A 14,854-nucleotide genomic window follows, 5' to 3' on the forward strand; every position below is an offset into this window, starting at 1 on the left:
CATGTCCAGGAGGTCCGCCGGATCCCCGGGCAGCCCACCATCACGTACCAGAGACGTACACAAGGAGCGGTCACAGTGCAGCGCTGGCGCGGCTTGGAGGACATTCCCCAGGACTGGGGACGCAGCGTCGTCACCATCGGCTCCTACGACGGCGTGCACCGAGGGCACCAGCTGATCATCGGGCGGACCGTCGAGCGCGCCCGTGAGCTGGGTGTGCAGTCGGTCGTCGTGACGTTCGACCCGCACCCGAGCGAGGTCGTGCGGCCGGGCAGCCACCCGCCGCTGCTGGCCCCGCACCACCGGCGTGCGGAGCTGATGGCGGAGCTGGGCGTCGACGCGCTGCTGATCCTGCCCTTCACGGCCGAGTTCTCGAAGCTCAGCCCCGCCGACTTCGTGGTGAAGGTGCTGGTCGACAAGCTGCACGCGCAGCTCGTCGTGGAGGGGCCGAACTTCCGGTTCGGGCACAAGGCCGCCGGGAACGTGGAGTTCCTGGCCGAGCTGGGGCCGACGTACGACTACGGCGTCGAGGTCATCGACCTGTTCGTGAGCGGGGATGCGGGCGGCGGCGAGCCGTTCTCCTCCACCCTGACCCGCCGCCTGGTCGCCGAGGGCGACGTGGCCGGGGCCGCCGAGATCCTGGGCCGCCCGCACGCCGTCGAAGGCGTCGTCGTACGAGGTGAGCAGCGCGGCCGCGAGCTGGGCTACCCGACGGCGAACGTCGAGACGCTGCCGCACACCGCGATTCCCGCCGACGGCGTGTACGCGGGCTGGCTGACCGCCGACGGCGAGCGGATGCCCGCCGCGATCTCGGTCGGCACCAACCCGCAGTTCGAGGGCAAGAAGCGGACGGTGGAGGCGTACGCCATCGACCGGGTCGGCCTGGACCTGTACGGGATGCACGTGGCCGTGGAGTTCCTCGCGTACGTGCGCGGCATGGCGAAGTTCGAGTCGCTGGAGGGCCTGCTGGAGGCCATCGCGGACGACGTGAAGCAGGCGCGGTCCCTGACGGCGGACGCGGACGCGAAGTAGGCACGACGAAGGGCCCTCCCGGGAACCGGGAGGGCCCTTTCGCATGCGCTCACCCCGTGTGCACCTCCAGCGCCACCCGCACCGCCGACTCCAGCGCCCCCTCGATCCACGCGGGCTTGATGGACGTGTGGCAGCCCGCGAAGTGCAGACGGCCCTCGGCGGCCGGAATGTCGGGGAAGAGCTCGGTGTGCTGGCCGGGCAGGAGCACGGACGCCTCCCCGTACGCGTACGGGTCGCGCATCCAGGACTGGGTCTTGCCGACGCCCGTGTAGAACACCTCGATCCGCTGCCCGTACACGTCCTGCACCCCGCCCAGTGCGCGCGGGTAGCGCTCCTCGTCGTCGAAGCAGTCCCACTTCAGCGCGTCGTCGGACCAGCTGTACGAGGCGAGCAGGACGCCGCCGTCGCTGCCGGGGACCGGGTGGGAGGGCTGGAACATGAACCGGTTGGCGTTGTCGGTCACCGACCCGCCGCCGCGCAGGTGCACCGCCTGCGGCTGTTCGTGCTGGGCGGCCCGGTGCGCCGCGTAGTGCGCCCGCTGCCCCGGGGAGACGTGCCCCTTGGGTACGGAGGGGTGGGCGCCCAGGAGCGACCCGTCCGCGGGGGCCCTGCCCCGCCGGTACTCCTCGTACAGGCCCGGGCGCATCGCCTCCAGCTCCCGCTTCCAGTCCTTCTCCTCGAACTCCCACCAGCGGCGCGAGAATTCGAGCAGCACCTTGGTCGCCGAGTCGTAGTGCACCTCGGTGACCGCGCGCCGCTTGCCGTAGGAGAGGGGCGGGGTGAAGGTCACGTGCCGCAGGCCGCTGAAGGGGACGGTGAGGATCACCTCGTCGCCGTGGAAGGTCTCCTGCTCGACGTCCGCGCCGCCGCGCCCCTCGGAGACGGTGTGCACGCTCACCCCGCGCGGCCCGTGCTCGACGCGCACCGCCCGCCGGTCGAGCCGCACCACGTCCTCCACCCTCTCGTAGAGCGCGTCGGCGAAGGTCGCGGTGCCGCCCGGGAGTTCGTAGAAGGCGGTGTCCGGGCTGATGAGGGCCGCGGACAGGAAGCTGTGCACGAAGCCGAGGTTGAGCCGGGAGGTGAGGTTCTCGACGGTGCCGATCAGGTCGATCGTGGCCTCGTCCAGGTTCGCCCGCTCCGTCAGGTAGCGGTTCATGGAGTGGTTGCCGTACGTCTGAAGGACCGTCGCCCAGCCCTCCACCAGCTCGTCGCCGCTCTTCCCGTCGATCAGCGCGCGTACGGGTGCGAGCGCGGCGCGCAGGATGTCCGTGGAGGTCTTGTCCTCGAACGCGGCGGGGACGCCGAAGGAGCGGTTGAGCGGACGCGGGTCGCGCCGGTAGTCGGCGCGGCGCACCCGGACGCCGTTGGCGCAGATCCAGGTGTGCCGGGCCGGTTCGCCGGCGGCGTCCACATCGGTGAGGTGGAAGCGCCGGCGCTTCAGGCCGAGGGCGTCCATCAGACCGGTGGCCAGCGGATGGCTGGCGGGGATGCGCATGGCGCCCGCCTCGGCGTACTGCTTCGGGTCGGCGAAGGGCTGTTCGGCCCGCTCGTGGCCGCCGGTCCGGAAGGTCTTGATCCGGCCGCCGACCCGGTTGCCGTTGGCCTCGATCACCGTCACCTTGTGCCCCGCCTGCTTCAGCAGGTGTGCGGCGGCCATCCCGGCCGGGCCCGCGCCGACGACCAGCACCTTCTTGGGGGCACGGCGGCTGCGCGGCAGTCCGTCGCCCAGCAGGATGCGCGTGTAGCGCGGAACCAGCGGCCGGTTGTCCCGGTCCAGGACGAGTACGGCACGGGCCACGGCCCGGCAGACGTCCCGGGCGGCGGGGGCCGCGGCCGGTGCCGGGCCCGCGGCGACGGCGGTCGGGATGGTTCCGGCGGGGGAGGGCAGGGCGAGGCTCGCGGCGAGGGCGGCGGTGCCGGTGGCGGCCATGACCGTACGCCGAGAAGGTGGTGTGTTCATGATTCATACGTTCGGGGACCGGGGCCGGTGGACGGCGGCGCACACTCGGACGGGTGCGCCCATTCACCCGTACCGCCCAACGGCGCACGTCCGGTTCCGGGTGCGGCCCCGGGTGACCTGCGGCAACGTGGTGGGGGATCCGTATCCCCGTACCCCTGGGAAAGGCGAGACCGTGACCGACGCCGAAAGCACTTTCGACAAGCTCAAGGGCAAGGCCAAGGAACTGGGCGGCAAGGCCACCGGCAACGACCGGCTGGAGTCCGAGGGCCAGACCGACCAGCTCAAGGCGAAGGCCGAAGAGCTGGGGAACAAGGTCAAGGACAAGGTCGAGGGGATCAAGGACTCCCTCACCGGCAACAAGAAGGACGACGACGCCTGACGTTCCGGCGCGCGCGTGAGAGGGCCCCGGTGTGCACGCCGGGGCCCTACTCCTGCGGCCCCCCGGGCCTCGGCACCCGGCGGGCCGCCGCCCAGTGGCAGGCCACCTGGGGGCCGTCCGCGTGGGCGGGCAGGACCGGCAGCGGCTCCGTACGGCACTTGTCCGCGACGCCCGCCTCCTCCGCCCGGCCCGAGGCAAGGACCTGGCAGCGGGCGTGGAAGCGGCAGCCGGAGGGGATGCGGGAGGGGTCCGGGGGCTCACCGCTCAGTACGACGGGCTCCCCGTCCGCCTCGGGGAGGACGGACAACAGGGCCTGGGTGTACGGGTGCTGAGGGTGCGTCAGTACGTCCTCCACCGGGCCCGACTCGACGATCCGGCCCAGGTACATGACCGCCACCCGGTCGGCGATGTTCCAGGCGAGGCCGAGGTCGTGGGTCACCACCAGGGCGGACAGGCCCAGTTCGTCGCGGAGTTTCAGGAGGAGGGCCAGGATCTCGCCCCGTACGGAGGCGTCCAGGGACGCCACCGGCTCGTCGGCGACGATGAGTTCGGGGCCCAGGACCAGGGCGCCCGCGATGACGACGCGCTGGCGCTGGCCGCCGGAGAGCTCGTGCGGGTAGCGCAGGAAGAAGCGCTCGGGCGGGCGCAGGCCGGCCCGCGAGAGGGCCTCGGCGACGGCCGCGCGCTCGTCGCCCGGGTGGCCGTGGATGCGCAGGCCCTCGGCGACCGCGTCGTACACGGTGTGGCGGGGGTTGAGGGAGCCGCTCGGGTCCTGGAGGACGAGCTGCACCCGCTTGCGGTACGCCTTCAGGGCGCGCGCCCGGTAGTCCAGCGTCTCCCCGCCGAAGCTGACCTCGCCGGAGGTGGGCCGCACCAGCCCGAGCAGGGTCCGGGCGAGGGTGGTCTTGCCGCAGCCGGACTCCCCGACGAGGGCGACGATCTCGCCGGGGGCCAGCTCCAGATCGACCCCGTCGACGGCCTGCGCGGGGGGCGCGCCCCGCCGCCCGGGGAAGGTGACGTGCAGGGCGCGGGAGGCGAGGAGGGGGGAGGTAGCGGGGGCTTCGGCGGTGGTCATGGGGCGGAAACTCCCTGGGGGATCGCGGGCGACACGTGGACGCACGCCGCGTGGTGGTGCGGGGCGGCCTCCCGCAGGGGCTGGTCGTCCTGCGTGCAGGAGGCGAGGGCGACCGGGCAGCGGGGGTGGAAGGTGCAGCCCGTGGGGAGGCGGGCGGGGTCCGGGGGGTCGCCCGGGAGACCGCGGGGGGCGCGGCGGGAGGCCGGGTCGCCGATGCGGGGGAAGGCGGCGGAGAGGGCCTGGGCGTAGGGGTGGTGGGCGGCGGTGTGGACGGCCGCGGCCGGGCCCTCCTCGACGACGCGGCCCGCGTACATCACGGCGAGGCGGTCGCAGGTGTCGGCGAGGACCGCGAGGTCGTGGCTGATCATGAGGAGGGAGATGTTCTGGTCCGCCACCAACTGCTCGATCAGGCGCAGGATCTGGGCCTGGATCATCACGTCGAGCGCGGTGGTCGGCTCGTCGGCGACGATCAGGTGCGGGTCGCAGGCCAGGGACATCGCGATCATCACGCGCTGGCGCTGGCCGCCGGAGAGTTCGTGGGGGTAGGCGTCGGCGCGGGCGGCCGGGAGGCCCACCTGCTCCAGGAGGGCCGCCGTGCGTTTGCGGGCGGCGGCGGGGGTGGCCCGGCCGTGGATGAGGAGGGGTTCGGCGATCTGGTCGCCGATGCGGTGCACGGCGTTCAGGGAGTGCATCGCGCCCTGGAAGACGATCGACGCCCCGGCCCAGCGGACGGCACGCAGGCGACCCCACTTCATGGTGAGGACGTCCTCGCCGTCGAGGAGGATCTCGCCGGAGAGGTGCGCGGAGGCGGGCAGGAGGCGCAGGAGGGCCAGCGCGAGGGTGGACTTGCCGCAGCCGGACTCGCCCGCGACGCCGAGTTTCTGGCCGGCGGCGAGGGTGAGGTCGACGCCCCGTACGGCGTGCACGTCCTTCCCGTACCGGACATGGAGGTCCCGGAGTTCCAGGACAGGTGCTGTGCTCAACGGCTCGTCCCCAGCTTCGGGTTGAGTACGGATTCCACCGCGCGCCCGCACAGGGTGAAGGCGAGCGCGACCACCGCGATGGCCAGGCCGGGCGGCGCCAGGTACCACCAGTGGCCGGACGACACCGCCCCCGTCTCCCGCGCCTCCTGGAGCATGCCGCCCCACGAGACGACGTTCGGGTCGCCCAGGCCCAGGAAGGCGAGGGTGGCCTCGGTGAGGATCGCCGAGGAGATGAGGAGGGTGGTCTGGGCGAGGACCAGCGGCATGACGTTGGGCAGCACGTGCCGGGCCATGATGTGACCGTGGCCGCCGCCCAGCGCCTGGGCACGTTCGATGTACGGGCGCGACTCCACGGCGAGCGTCTGGGCCCGTACGAGACGGGCGGTGGTCGGCCAGGACGTCACCCCGATCGCCAGCACCACCGTCCACACGCTCTGCGAGAGCACCGTCGCCAGCACGATCGCCAGGACCAGGGCGGGCATCACCAGGAACCAGTCCGTGATCCGCATGACGACGGTCGCGAACCAGCCGCCGAAGTGCCCGGCGAGGATGCCGATGAGCGTGCCGATGGCGACCGAGAGCGCTGCCGCCATCAGGCCCACGGAGAGGGAGATCCGCGCCCCGTACAGGAGCAGCCCGAACAGTGACCGCCCGTACTGGTCGGTGCCGAGCGGGAAGCGGGAGCTGGGGGACTCCAGGGCCTTGCCGGGCGCCCCGGTGACGTTCTGCACGTCACTGCCCACCAGCAGCGGCGCGGCCAGCGCTATGGCGGCGATCAGCAGGAGCGCCCCCAGCCCGTACAGGCCCGCCCGGTGCGAGCGGTACTGCCGCCAGAAGCGGGCGACGGACGTGCGGCGCCGCTCCCAGGTGAGGGAGCGGGCCTTGCCCTGCGGAGCGGCCCCGGTCGCAGGCGGCGGCGTGGATCCGGTCTCGGGCGGCGGCGTGGATTCGGACGTCGTCATCGGCCCACCCGGGGATCGAGCAGCGGATAGAGGAGGTCGGCGAGGAGGTTCATCAGGATCATCGCCCCCGCGAACACCACGAACAGCCCCTGGATCAGCGGCAGATCGGGGACGGGGATCGCCTGGTAGAAGAGCCCGCCGAGGCCCGGCCAGGAGAACACCGACTCCACCAGGATGGAGCCCGCCGCCACGTGGCCGAGGTTGATGAACACCATGGTGACGGTCGGCAGCAGGGCGTTGGGCACGGCGTGCTTGCGCCGTACGAGCGCGTCCCGCAGCCCCTTCGCCCGCGCCGTCGTCAGGTAGTCGCTGCCCATCTCGTCCAGCAGCGAGGACCGCATGACCAGCAGCGTCTGCGCGTACCCGACCGCGACGAGGGTCAGCACCGGCAGCACCATGTGGTGCGCCACGTCCAGCACATGCGCGAAGCCCGTCTCGGACCCCGACTCCATGCCACCGGTCGGGAACAGGCCCGGAATCGGCCCCATCCCCACCGAGAACACGATGATCAGCAGCAGCCCGAGCCAGAACGACGGCACCGACCACAGCGTCAGCGCCACGCCCGTGTTCAGCTTGTCGCCGAGCTGCCCGTGCCGCCATGCCGACCGGGTGCCCAGCCACAGCCCGAGCGCCGAGTAGATCACCACGGCGACCCCCGTCAGCAGCAGCGTCGCCGGGAACCTCTCCGCGATCAACTGGCTCACGGGCGCGTGGAATTGGTACGAGACGCCTAGGTCGCCGGTGAGTGCCTTGCCGCAGTAGTCGGTGAACTGCTGCCACAGCGGCGAGTCAAGACCGAACTGCCGCCGCAGCGCGGCCATTTGCTCCGGCGACACCGGGCGGTGGCGCGTCATCGCCTTCACCGGGTCGCCCGGGATGATCCGGAACAGGAAGAAGCTGGTGACGAGCACGGCGAGGAGCGAGACGGCGGCGCCGCCCAACTTCCCCGCGACGTACAGCAGATACGCGGTCTTCGGCCCGGCGGCGGCGCGCGCCAGGACGCCCCGCGACGGCCCGGACTTCACCGGGCCGCCGTCGGGCTCCCGCACCACGGCGGGGGTGCTCGCCGCGGTCATGCGGTGCGGCTCGCGGGGGTGTTCGTCTTCATGGTCGCTCTCGGTTCTGTGGGGGAGGGGTGTCCGGTGGGAGTCCTGCCCGCCCGGACGCGGACGGACCCGGTACGAGCCCTACTCGCGGTCCTCCGCCGTGCTGCTCCGGCGCCGGGTGACGACGAAGGCGATCACGAGGATCATCAGCACCGCGATTCCGATGATGATCCACACGGCGGGCGAGGTCCCGGAGTCCTGGTCCGGCGTGTCACCGGACGCCGCCGGCTCCGCCGACCACCAGCTCCAGTAGCCGTCCTGGCCCCAGATGTTGCCGCCGGCCTCCGGCATCGTCTTGATCGACTTGATCTGGTCGGTGCGGTACGCCTCCAGGGCGTTCGGGTACACCATCACGTTCATGTACCCGGTGTCGTACAGCCGCGACTGCATCTGCTTGACGAGATCCGTGCGCCTGGCCTTGTCGTACTCGACGATCTGCCGGTCGTAGAGGCCGTCGAACTGCTTGTCGCAGATGAAGTTGTCGGTCTGGCCGGACGCGTCGGGGGTGGCGGGCAGCGCCGCGCAGGTGTGGATGGACAGGACGTAGTCGGGGTCGGGGTTGACCGAGTAGCCGTCGAAGGCGAGGTCGTACTCGCCCGCCAGCCAGCGGTCCGAGACGCTGTCCAGGCACTCGACCTTCAGCCCGATGCCCAGCTCGCCCCACCACTCCGTGAGGTACTTGCCGACCGCCTTGTCGTTGGGGTCGGTGGCGTGGCACAGGATGCGGAAGTCGAGCGGCTTGCCGTCCTTGCCGAGGCGCTTGCCGTCCGCGTTCTTCTTGTACCCGGCGTCGTCGAGGGTCTTGGCGGCGGCGGCCGGGTCGTAGGCGATCTGCTGCTGCGCGGACGGTTTCCAGTGGTACTCGGCGAAGCGCGGCGGGATGTAGCCCTGGCCCTCGACCGCGTGTCCCTGGAAGACCTTGTCGACAATCGCCTTGCGGTCGACGGACTGGAACAGGGCCTTGCGCACGGCCGGGTCGAGCAGCGCCGGGTTGCCGTCGCCGAACTTCTTGCCGGTCTTGTCCTTCGCGCCCGGGTTGGTGGCCAGCGCGAAGAAGCGGCGGCCGGGCGCGTCGTTGACCTTGATGTTCTTCTCGGACTTCAGGGACGCGGCCTGCGCGGGGGTCAGGCCCTGCACAAAGCCGACCTCGCCCCGGCGCAGCGCGGCGACGGCCGCGTCACCGTCCTTGTAGTACTTCATCGTCAGCTCGTCGAACTTCGGCGCGCCCCGCCAGAAGTTCTTGTTGGCCTTCAGCTTCACGTACTGGTCGGGCTTGTAGTCCGTGATGACGTACGGACCGTTCCCGACGATCGGGAAGTCCTTGTCGTTGTTGAACTTCGAGAAGTCGCCGACCTTCTCCCACACGTGCTTGGGCACGATCGGCACGTCCAGCGCCGTCATCGTGGCCTGCGGCTTCTTCAGCTCGACGACCAGGGTCGTCGGGTCGGGGGCGGTGACCTTCTTGAAGTTGGCGGTGAAGCTGCCGTTCGCGCTGGCGGCGCCCTCGTCCGTCATCATCTTGTTGAAGGTCCAGGCGGCGTCCTCGGCGGTCGCCTGCTTCCCGTCCGACCACTTCGAGTTGTCGCGGATCTTGTACGTCCACGTCAGCTTGTCCGGCGAGGACTTCCACTCGGTGGCCAGCGCCGGGATCGTATGCGCGTCCTTGACGTCGTAGTTCGTCAGGTACTCGTACACGAGCCGGTGAATGCTCGTACTGACGAGCTTGGTCGCCAGGAACGGGCTGAGCGAGTCCACGCTCTGCGCGACGGCGATGGTGAGGGTCCGGGGGGCCGCCTTGGCCTTCGCCTGGACCGCGGGCTGTTGTGGTGCGGCTGCCGCTGCCGGGCTCAGTGGGGTCGCGGCCGTGGCCAGCAGGGCGAAGACGGCGGCTCCGGTCGCCAGGAGGCGGCGGGCGGCCCGGGGGCGGGCGGGGTGCGGTGGCGGGGAGTGGGGGGTGGTGCCGGTCGTGGTGCCCTGAGTGTCCATGGAGGGAGCCCTCGCGTCGTCACTTGCGCGTCACTTGCTGGTACGTGTGCGTGTACGTCTGCGTGTGCGTGTACGTCTGCTGGTACGTGTGCGTGTGCGTCGGCCGGTGCGTCTGCTCGTACGCGCCCCGGGTGGCGGTGGATCTTGGATCGGCGGAGTGGTGTGGCGAAGGTCTACCAGCGGCGTTCAGGACGTGTCAACGGCATGTCTACGGCGTGTCAACTGCCGTGTGGGCTGCGGGAATAGGCAATTCGGGGCACCTGGACGGCTGTCGCGGGAAAGCGGAGGGCCCGCAGCGCGGCCGTCGTGCGACCGTACTGCGGGCCCTCATTGGTCTATACCCTTGACGCCCTACTGCTGAGGGGCCGAAGGCGGCTGCTGGGGCCAGCCGGGGGTGCTCTCCTGAGGGTCGGGGTGCGGCTGCTCACCGGGGGCGGGCGCCTGCCCGGGGAGCGGCTGCTGAGCGGCCGGCTGGCCCGGTGCCGGGAACTGGCCCTGTCCGGGATACGGACCCGGAGCCTGGCCGGGGAGGGGCTGGGCGGCGGGCTGGCCGGGCAGAGGTTGTGCGCCGGGCTGACCGGGCAGAGGCTGTGCGCCGGGCTGGCCGGGGGCCGGGAACTGCTGCTGCGGCTGCGGGAATTGGCCCTGCGGTACGGGTGCCTGCGCACCCGGCGCCGGGGGCTGCTGCCAGCCGCCGGGGGACTGGGGCTGCTGCTGCCAGGGCTGTGCGGGCGGGGGCTGCTGGCCGGGGAGGGGCTGGGGCTGCGGGGCCTGCGGGTTCTGCGGGGCCTGCTGGTCCGGGGTGAACTGGCCGTACTGCGGGGCCTGTTGGCCGGGCTGCTCGCCGGGGGCGGGCTGCGGCTGGGGCTGCTGCCAGTGCTGCCCCGGCTGCGGCTGTCCGGGCTGGACCGGCTGTCCCGGCTGCGGCTGGGCGGCGTACGGCTGCTGGTACTGGCCCGGTACGGGGCCGGGGACCTGGCCCGGGTGCTGCTGGCCCGGCATCGGCGGGGCGAGGTGCGGCGGCGGGTTGCCGTCCGCCGTCCACAGGCCCTGCGCCTGCTGTGCCCGTACGAAGTCCTCGGCCACCAGCGACGACAGGTGGAAGTACGCGTCCCGCGTCTTCGGCCGCATCATGTCGAGGTCGACCTCCGCGCCCGCCGCGAGGTGCTCGTCGAACGGCACCACGACCACACCCCGGCAGCGCTGCTCGAAGTGCTGCACGATGTCGTCGACCTTGACCATCTTGCCGGTCTCGCGCACCCCGGAGATGACGGTCAGCGAACGCTGCACCAGCTCCGCGTACCCGTGCGCCGACAGCCAGTCCAGCGTCGTCGACGCACTGCTCGCACCGTCCACGGACGGCGTCGAGATGATGATCAACTGGTCGGCCAGGTCGAGGACTCCGCGCATCGCGCTGTAGAGGAGACCGGTGCCGGAGTCGGTGAGGATGATCGGGTACTGCTTGCCCAGCACGTCGATCGCGCGCCGGTAGTCCTCGTCGTTGAAGGCGGTGGAGACGGCCGGGTCGACGTCGTTGGCGATGATCTCCAGGCCGGAGGGGGCCTGCGAGGTGAACCGCCGGATGTCCATGTAGCTGTTGAGGTACGGGATCGCCTGGACCAGGTCGCGGATGGTCGCGCCGGTCTCGCGGCGCACGCGGCGGCCGAGCGTGCCGGCGTCCGGGTTGGCGTCGATGGCGAGGATCTTGTCCTGGCGCTCGGTGGCGAGGGTCGCGCCGAGGGCGGTCGTCGTCGTGGTCTTGCCGACGCCGCCCTTGAGGGAGATCACCGCGATGCGGTAGCAGGAGAGCACCGGGGTGCGGATCAGCTCCAGCTTGCGCAGCCGCTCGGCCTCCTCCTTCTTGCCGCCGAACTTGAAGCGGGAACCGGCGGAGGGGTTGCGGCTGCTCTTGGGCTTCTGCTTGTTGTTGCGCAGGAGACGCTCGGAGGACAGCTCGACGGCGGCGGTGTACCCGAGGGGCGCACCGGGGTGCGCGGCCTGCCGGGGGTCGGGCGCGACGGGCCAGGCGGCACCGGTGCGGGGGTCGACGGGGGCTTGGGGCTGAGGTGCCGCCGGGGCCGGGGCCTGCGGGGCTTGTGCCTGGGCCTGGGCTGCCTCGGGCTGGGGGAAGCCGTAGCCGCCCTGCGCCGGGGCTTGGGCGCCGGGGTGCGGGAAGCCGTAGCCGCCCTCGGCGGGGGCTGCGGGCTCCGGCTGCGGTACGGCCGAACCGGCAGGCGGGGTCGGGGAGTTGGGTGCGGTGGGCTGCGGGAAGCCGTAGCCACCGGGTGCGTCGGGAGTGCCGGGCGCGGGGGCCGGCTGCGCGGCGAACGGCGGCTGGGGCGCGCTGGGGGCGGGCGGCTGCGGGGCCTCGGGGGCACCGGGCTGCGCAGGCGGCGGTACGACGGCGGGGGCGCCGGGAGCGTCCGGTGCGCCGGGCACGGCCAGGGCGGTTCCGGGCTGAGGGAATCCGTAGCCACTTCCGGGGGCGGGAGCCGGGGCCGGGGTGGCACCGGGCTGCGGGAGTCCGTAACCACTCTCGGGAGCGGGAGCGGGAGCGGGAGCGGGCGCGGCCGGTGCGTCCGGCTGCGGGAACCCGTATCCACTCACCGGCACACCCGGCGCCGACGGTGCCTGCGGGAACGGCGTCGCCCCCTCACCCACCACCGGCTGCGGCGGCTGCGTACCGAACGGCGCCTCCGCGCCCCCGCTCTGCGGCGGCAGCGCAGCCGAGGGTACCGGCGGCTGGGGCGCACCCAGCACCGGCGGCTGCGGCGCCGGGAAACCACCCTGCGCCGCACCCGCATCGGCGGCCTCGGGCTGCGGGTAGCCGTACCCGCCCTGCTGCGGCACGGCAGCGTCCTCCGGGAAGCCGGACGACACCTGGGCCCGCTGCCCCGAGGTCTCGCTCGACGGCGCGGGCGTCGGCCACGCGGACGACGACGGCGGCGGAGCGGGCGCGGGCCACTGCGGGGCGGTGGTGGGGGCCGCGGGCCGGAAGGCCGGCGGAAGCGGCGGCAGGCTGCTGCCCTGCGCGGGGGCGGGCGGGGTCCAGGGCTGAACGGCGGCACTGCCGGAGGGCGGGGTGTCCTGCGGCTCGTCCACGGCGGCGGGGGCATCGGCGGCGGGGGCATCGGCAGGAACGGCGTCCGTGATGCCGTCCTCCGGAGCGCCGGGCTCCTCCGCCTCCGCCACGACGGCCTCCGGTGCGTCGTCCTCGGCCTCGTGCTCCTTGTCGCGCCCGGCGGAGTCCGTACCGGCGTCGTCGGAGAGGAAGCCGTGCGGAACGGAATCGCGCGGGGCGTCGTCGTACTCATCGGCATCGAAGCCGACCGGCGCGGAGTCACGCGGTTCGTCGTCATCGGCGACGGCGTCATCCTCAACGCCCTTCCCCTCAAGGGAAGTTGCTTCACCGGCTGCGGTCTCGTCATCCGTATCCGCCGTGACGACCGCATCGTCACCACCCCGCGACACGTCATCGCCCTCGGAGGCGTCGGCCGCAGCCTTCTCCGCCTCCTCCGAGGCCGCCAACTCGGCGAGTTCACGCTTCAGTGCGGCGGGGGAGAAGCGCATGGTCGCACCGCTCTCCACATCCCCGCCCCCGAAGGCCTCGGCGGCCGCGCCTGTGCCCGTGCCCGCCGCCTCGGAATGCGAATCCGAATCCGACGACCCCGCGTTCTGCGTGTACCAGGCCGGCGGGGTGTAGTCGATGGTGAACTCGCCCGTCCGGTCGACCTGGTCGACCTGTTCGGCCCGGTCGGCCTCCGCGCCGGGCGACTCCTCGACGGGCGGGCTGACGGGCACGTTCCAGCCCTCGCGGATCTCGTCCCGCTCGCTGTTCACATTGCCTCCTGCTGTGGTCGAGCACCCTGGTGCCGTGCGTGGTGGGTGGGGTGACCGCTTCCGTCGTCCGATCCGCTCGGCGCTTCCCCGTGTCCTGCGTCGTACGGGCGCACGGCCTGTCCGCGGCCCGCTCCGCGCACACGGAACGCATGCGGAACGGGAGCGCCTGCCGGGCCCGTGCGTCAGCCTAGTCGTCGCCCCTGTCCGTACGGCAGGCCCGCTCACCCGGCAAACCGCACCTCTGACGCCACGCGACGCCCACAAGTGACCCTGTGACGCCACTGTGTGACCGTCAAGTGACCACCAAGTGACCGCCAAAACGGTCACAACTCGACATCTCCCTACGGAAGGTGACCCGCACCCCTCACCCCGTCCCCGCTTCCCAACAATCGGGTGTCGACCCCTGTGGCATGCGTCATGACCGCACCCCGCAGCCCCCTCCGCACACGACGACGGGGCGGCCCCGGATCCCTCCGGCCGCCGCCCCGCCCGTACCCCGCAACCAGCACCCACCGGCTACGTCAGGTCGAACTCCCCGTCCCGCGCGCCCAGGACGAAGGCCGTCCACTCGGCCTCGGTGTACCGGAGCACCGTCTCGGGGTCCGTGGACGAACGCATCGCGACCGCGCCGCCGGGCAGGTGCGCGATCTCCACCCGCTCCTCGGCATCCTCGGTACCGGGCGCGCCGAGCCACTCCACATCCGAAATGTCGAGGGCGTAGAGCTCGTCCTTCTCCTGCTGAGTTCCCATTCCGGTGTCCCCTTCGTCACTTCCGCTCGACTCAACCGTCGCCCTCCCGGACGCCGTTGCCAAGCCCATGGTGCCCGATGGCGGGGAGGGGGATTGCGCCAATGGGCGGTTCGTGCAAGGGAGGGGGCCGGCCCGCACGTCTCAACCCCCGTGCCCCGCGGGGTCCATGCGCCGGGGCGGACCGAGCAGTTCGGCCTCGGAGCGTTCCGGGCCGGTCGTCACCCACTGGTGCTCGGACCCGTCGGCGCACCACAGGGTGACCCCGTCGGCCAGCCCCGGCAGGGCCTCGCGTTCCGCGGGGGAGAGCGCGAGCAGGCGCCCGAGCCGCTCCGCCTCCTGCGGCGACACCCGCTGCACACCCACCAGCGCCGCATCGCGTACGAGACCGGGCGCCACCGGACTCAGATACGGCAGCAGCGTCAGCACCGACTGCCAGGGCGCGGGCACCACCCGCCCCCGGGGCGGCCGCATCCCACAGTCCCGTACGACCAGGGCCGGACGCCCCTCGCCCGCCCCCAGCACCGGAACCCGCCCCACCCCGTACACCTCCGCACCGACCGCCCCGGCAACCCCCGCCCACAGCCCGGCCCGCGCCGTCTCGACCACGACCCGCACCCCGCCCCGCGCGGCCCGCAGCGCCAGCACCTGCGCCGTCCACACGCCGCCGATCAGCACCACGTCGTACGGAACGGGCCGATGCACCCCGAGCAACAGCAGCCGCCCCTCGCCGTCCACCCCGACGGGCACGCCGTCGTCGCCGACCGGCAGACGGAAACGCACCGGA

The 14,854-nt window shown here is 72.6% G+C and carries 11 protein-coding genes; 2 read left to right on the plus strand and 9 right to left on the minus strand.

Annotated elements, in window-relative coordinates; translation table 11 throughout:
* Positions 1 to 75 precede the first annotated feature (75 nt).
* Positions 76 to 1,029, plus strand: a complete 954-nt coding sequence (locus tag IE269_RS27855; protein WP_189825913.1) for a bifunctional riboflavin kinase/FAD synthetase — start codon at positions 76 to 78, stop codon at positions 1,027 to 1,029.
* A gap of 49 nt (positions 1,030 to 1,078) precedes the next feature.
* Here IE269_RS27855 and IE269_RS27860 read toward each other — a convergent pair whose 3' ends face one another.
* Positions 1,079 to 2,989: a flavin monoamine oxidase family protein gene (locus tag IE269_RS27860; protein WP_189825914.1), complete on the minus strand. Its 1,911-nt coding sequence runs from the start codon at positions 2,987 to 2,989 to the stop codon at positions 1,079 to 1,081.
* Positions 2,990 to 3,161: 172 nt separating this feature from the next.
* Here IE269_RS27860 and IE269_RS43330 point away from each other — a divergent pair, with 172 nt between their 5' ends.
* The gene (locus tag IE269_RS43330) at positions 3,162 to 3,368 is read left to right on the plus strand and encodes a CsbD family protein (protein ID WP_229898260.1); all 207 of its coding nucleotides are present in this window, start codon (positions 3,162 to 3,164) and stop codon (positions 3,366 to 3,368) included.
* 46 nt (positions 3,369 to 3,414) lie between these two features.
* Here the strand turns inward: IE269_RS43330 and IE269_RS27870 are convergent, their stop codons facing one another.
* The 8 genes from IE269_RS27870 to IE269_RS27905 form a co-directional block, all read right to left on the minus strand.
* A complete protein-coding gene (locus IE269_RS27870; protein WP_189825916.1) occupies positions 3,415 to 4,443 on the minus strand; it encodes an oligopeptide/dipeptide ABC transporter ATP-binding protein in 1,029 nt (342 codons plus the stop codon).
* Positions 4,440 to 5,426, minus strand: a complete 987-nt coding sequence (locus IE269_RS27875; RefSeq protein WP_438817631.1) for an ABC transporter ATP-binding protein — start codon at positions 5,424 to 5,426, stop codon at positions 4,440 to 4,442. Before IE269_RS27875 ends, IE269_RS27870 begins: the two co-directional genes overlap by 4 nt.
* Positions 5,423 to 6,388 (minus strand): ABC transporter permease, encoded by a 966-nt coding sequence (locus tag IE269_RS27880; protein WP_189825918.1) that lies wholly within the window; start codon positions 6,386 to 6,388, stop codon positions 5,423 to 5,425. The genes IE269_RS27875 and IE269_RS27880 overlap by 4 nt, the downstream gene beginning before the upstream one ends.
* Positions 6,385 to 7,464 carry an ABC transporter permease gene (locus tag IE269_RS27885; RefSeq protein WP_189825919.1) on the minus strand — a complete coding sequence of 360 codons (1,080 nt, stop codon included), beginning with the start codon at positions 7,462 to 7,464 and terminating at the stop codon, positions 6,385 to 6,387. Before IE269_RS27885 ends, IE269_RS27880 begins: the two co-directional genes overlap by 4 nt.
* A gap of 111 nt (positions 7,465 to 7,575) precedes the next feature.
* A complete protein-coding gene (locus IE269_RS27890; RefSeq protein WP_189825920.1) occupies positions 7,576 to 9,480 on the minus strand; it encodes an ABC transporter substrate-binding protein in 1,905 nt (634 codons plus the stop codon).
* A 351-nt stretch (positions 9,481 to 9,831) separates the two neighbouring features.
* Positions 9,832 to 13,320, minus strand: a complete 3,489-nt coding sequence (locus tag IE269_RS27895) for an SCO5717 family growth-regulating ATPase (RefSeq protein WP_229898259.1) — start codon at positions 13,318 to 13,320, stop codon at positions 9,832 to 9,834.
* Positions 13,321 to 13,836: 516 nt separating this feature from the next.
* Positions 13,837 to 14,070, minus strand: coding sequence for a DUF397 domain-containing protein (locus tag IE269_RS27900; RefSeq protein WP_189825921.1), 234 nt, complete (start codon positions 14,068 to 14,070; stop codon positions 13,837 to 13,839).
* Positions 14,071 to 14,211: 141 nt separating this feature from the next.
* The gene (locus tag IE269_RS27905) at positions 14,212 to 14,850 is read right to left on the minus strand and encodes a hypothetical protein (protein ID WP_229898258.1); all 639 of its coding nucleotides are present in this window, start codon (positions 14,848 to 14,850) and stop codon (positions 14,212 to 14,214) included.
* Between the last annotated feature and the right edge of the window lie 4 nt (positions 14,851 to 14,854).

The organism is Streptomyces spiroverticillatus (genome assembly GCA_014650415.1).
GTDB lineage: Bacteria > Actinomycetota > Actinomycetes > Streptomycetales > Streptomycetaceae > Streptomyces > Streptomyces spiroverticillatus.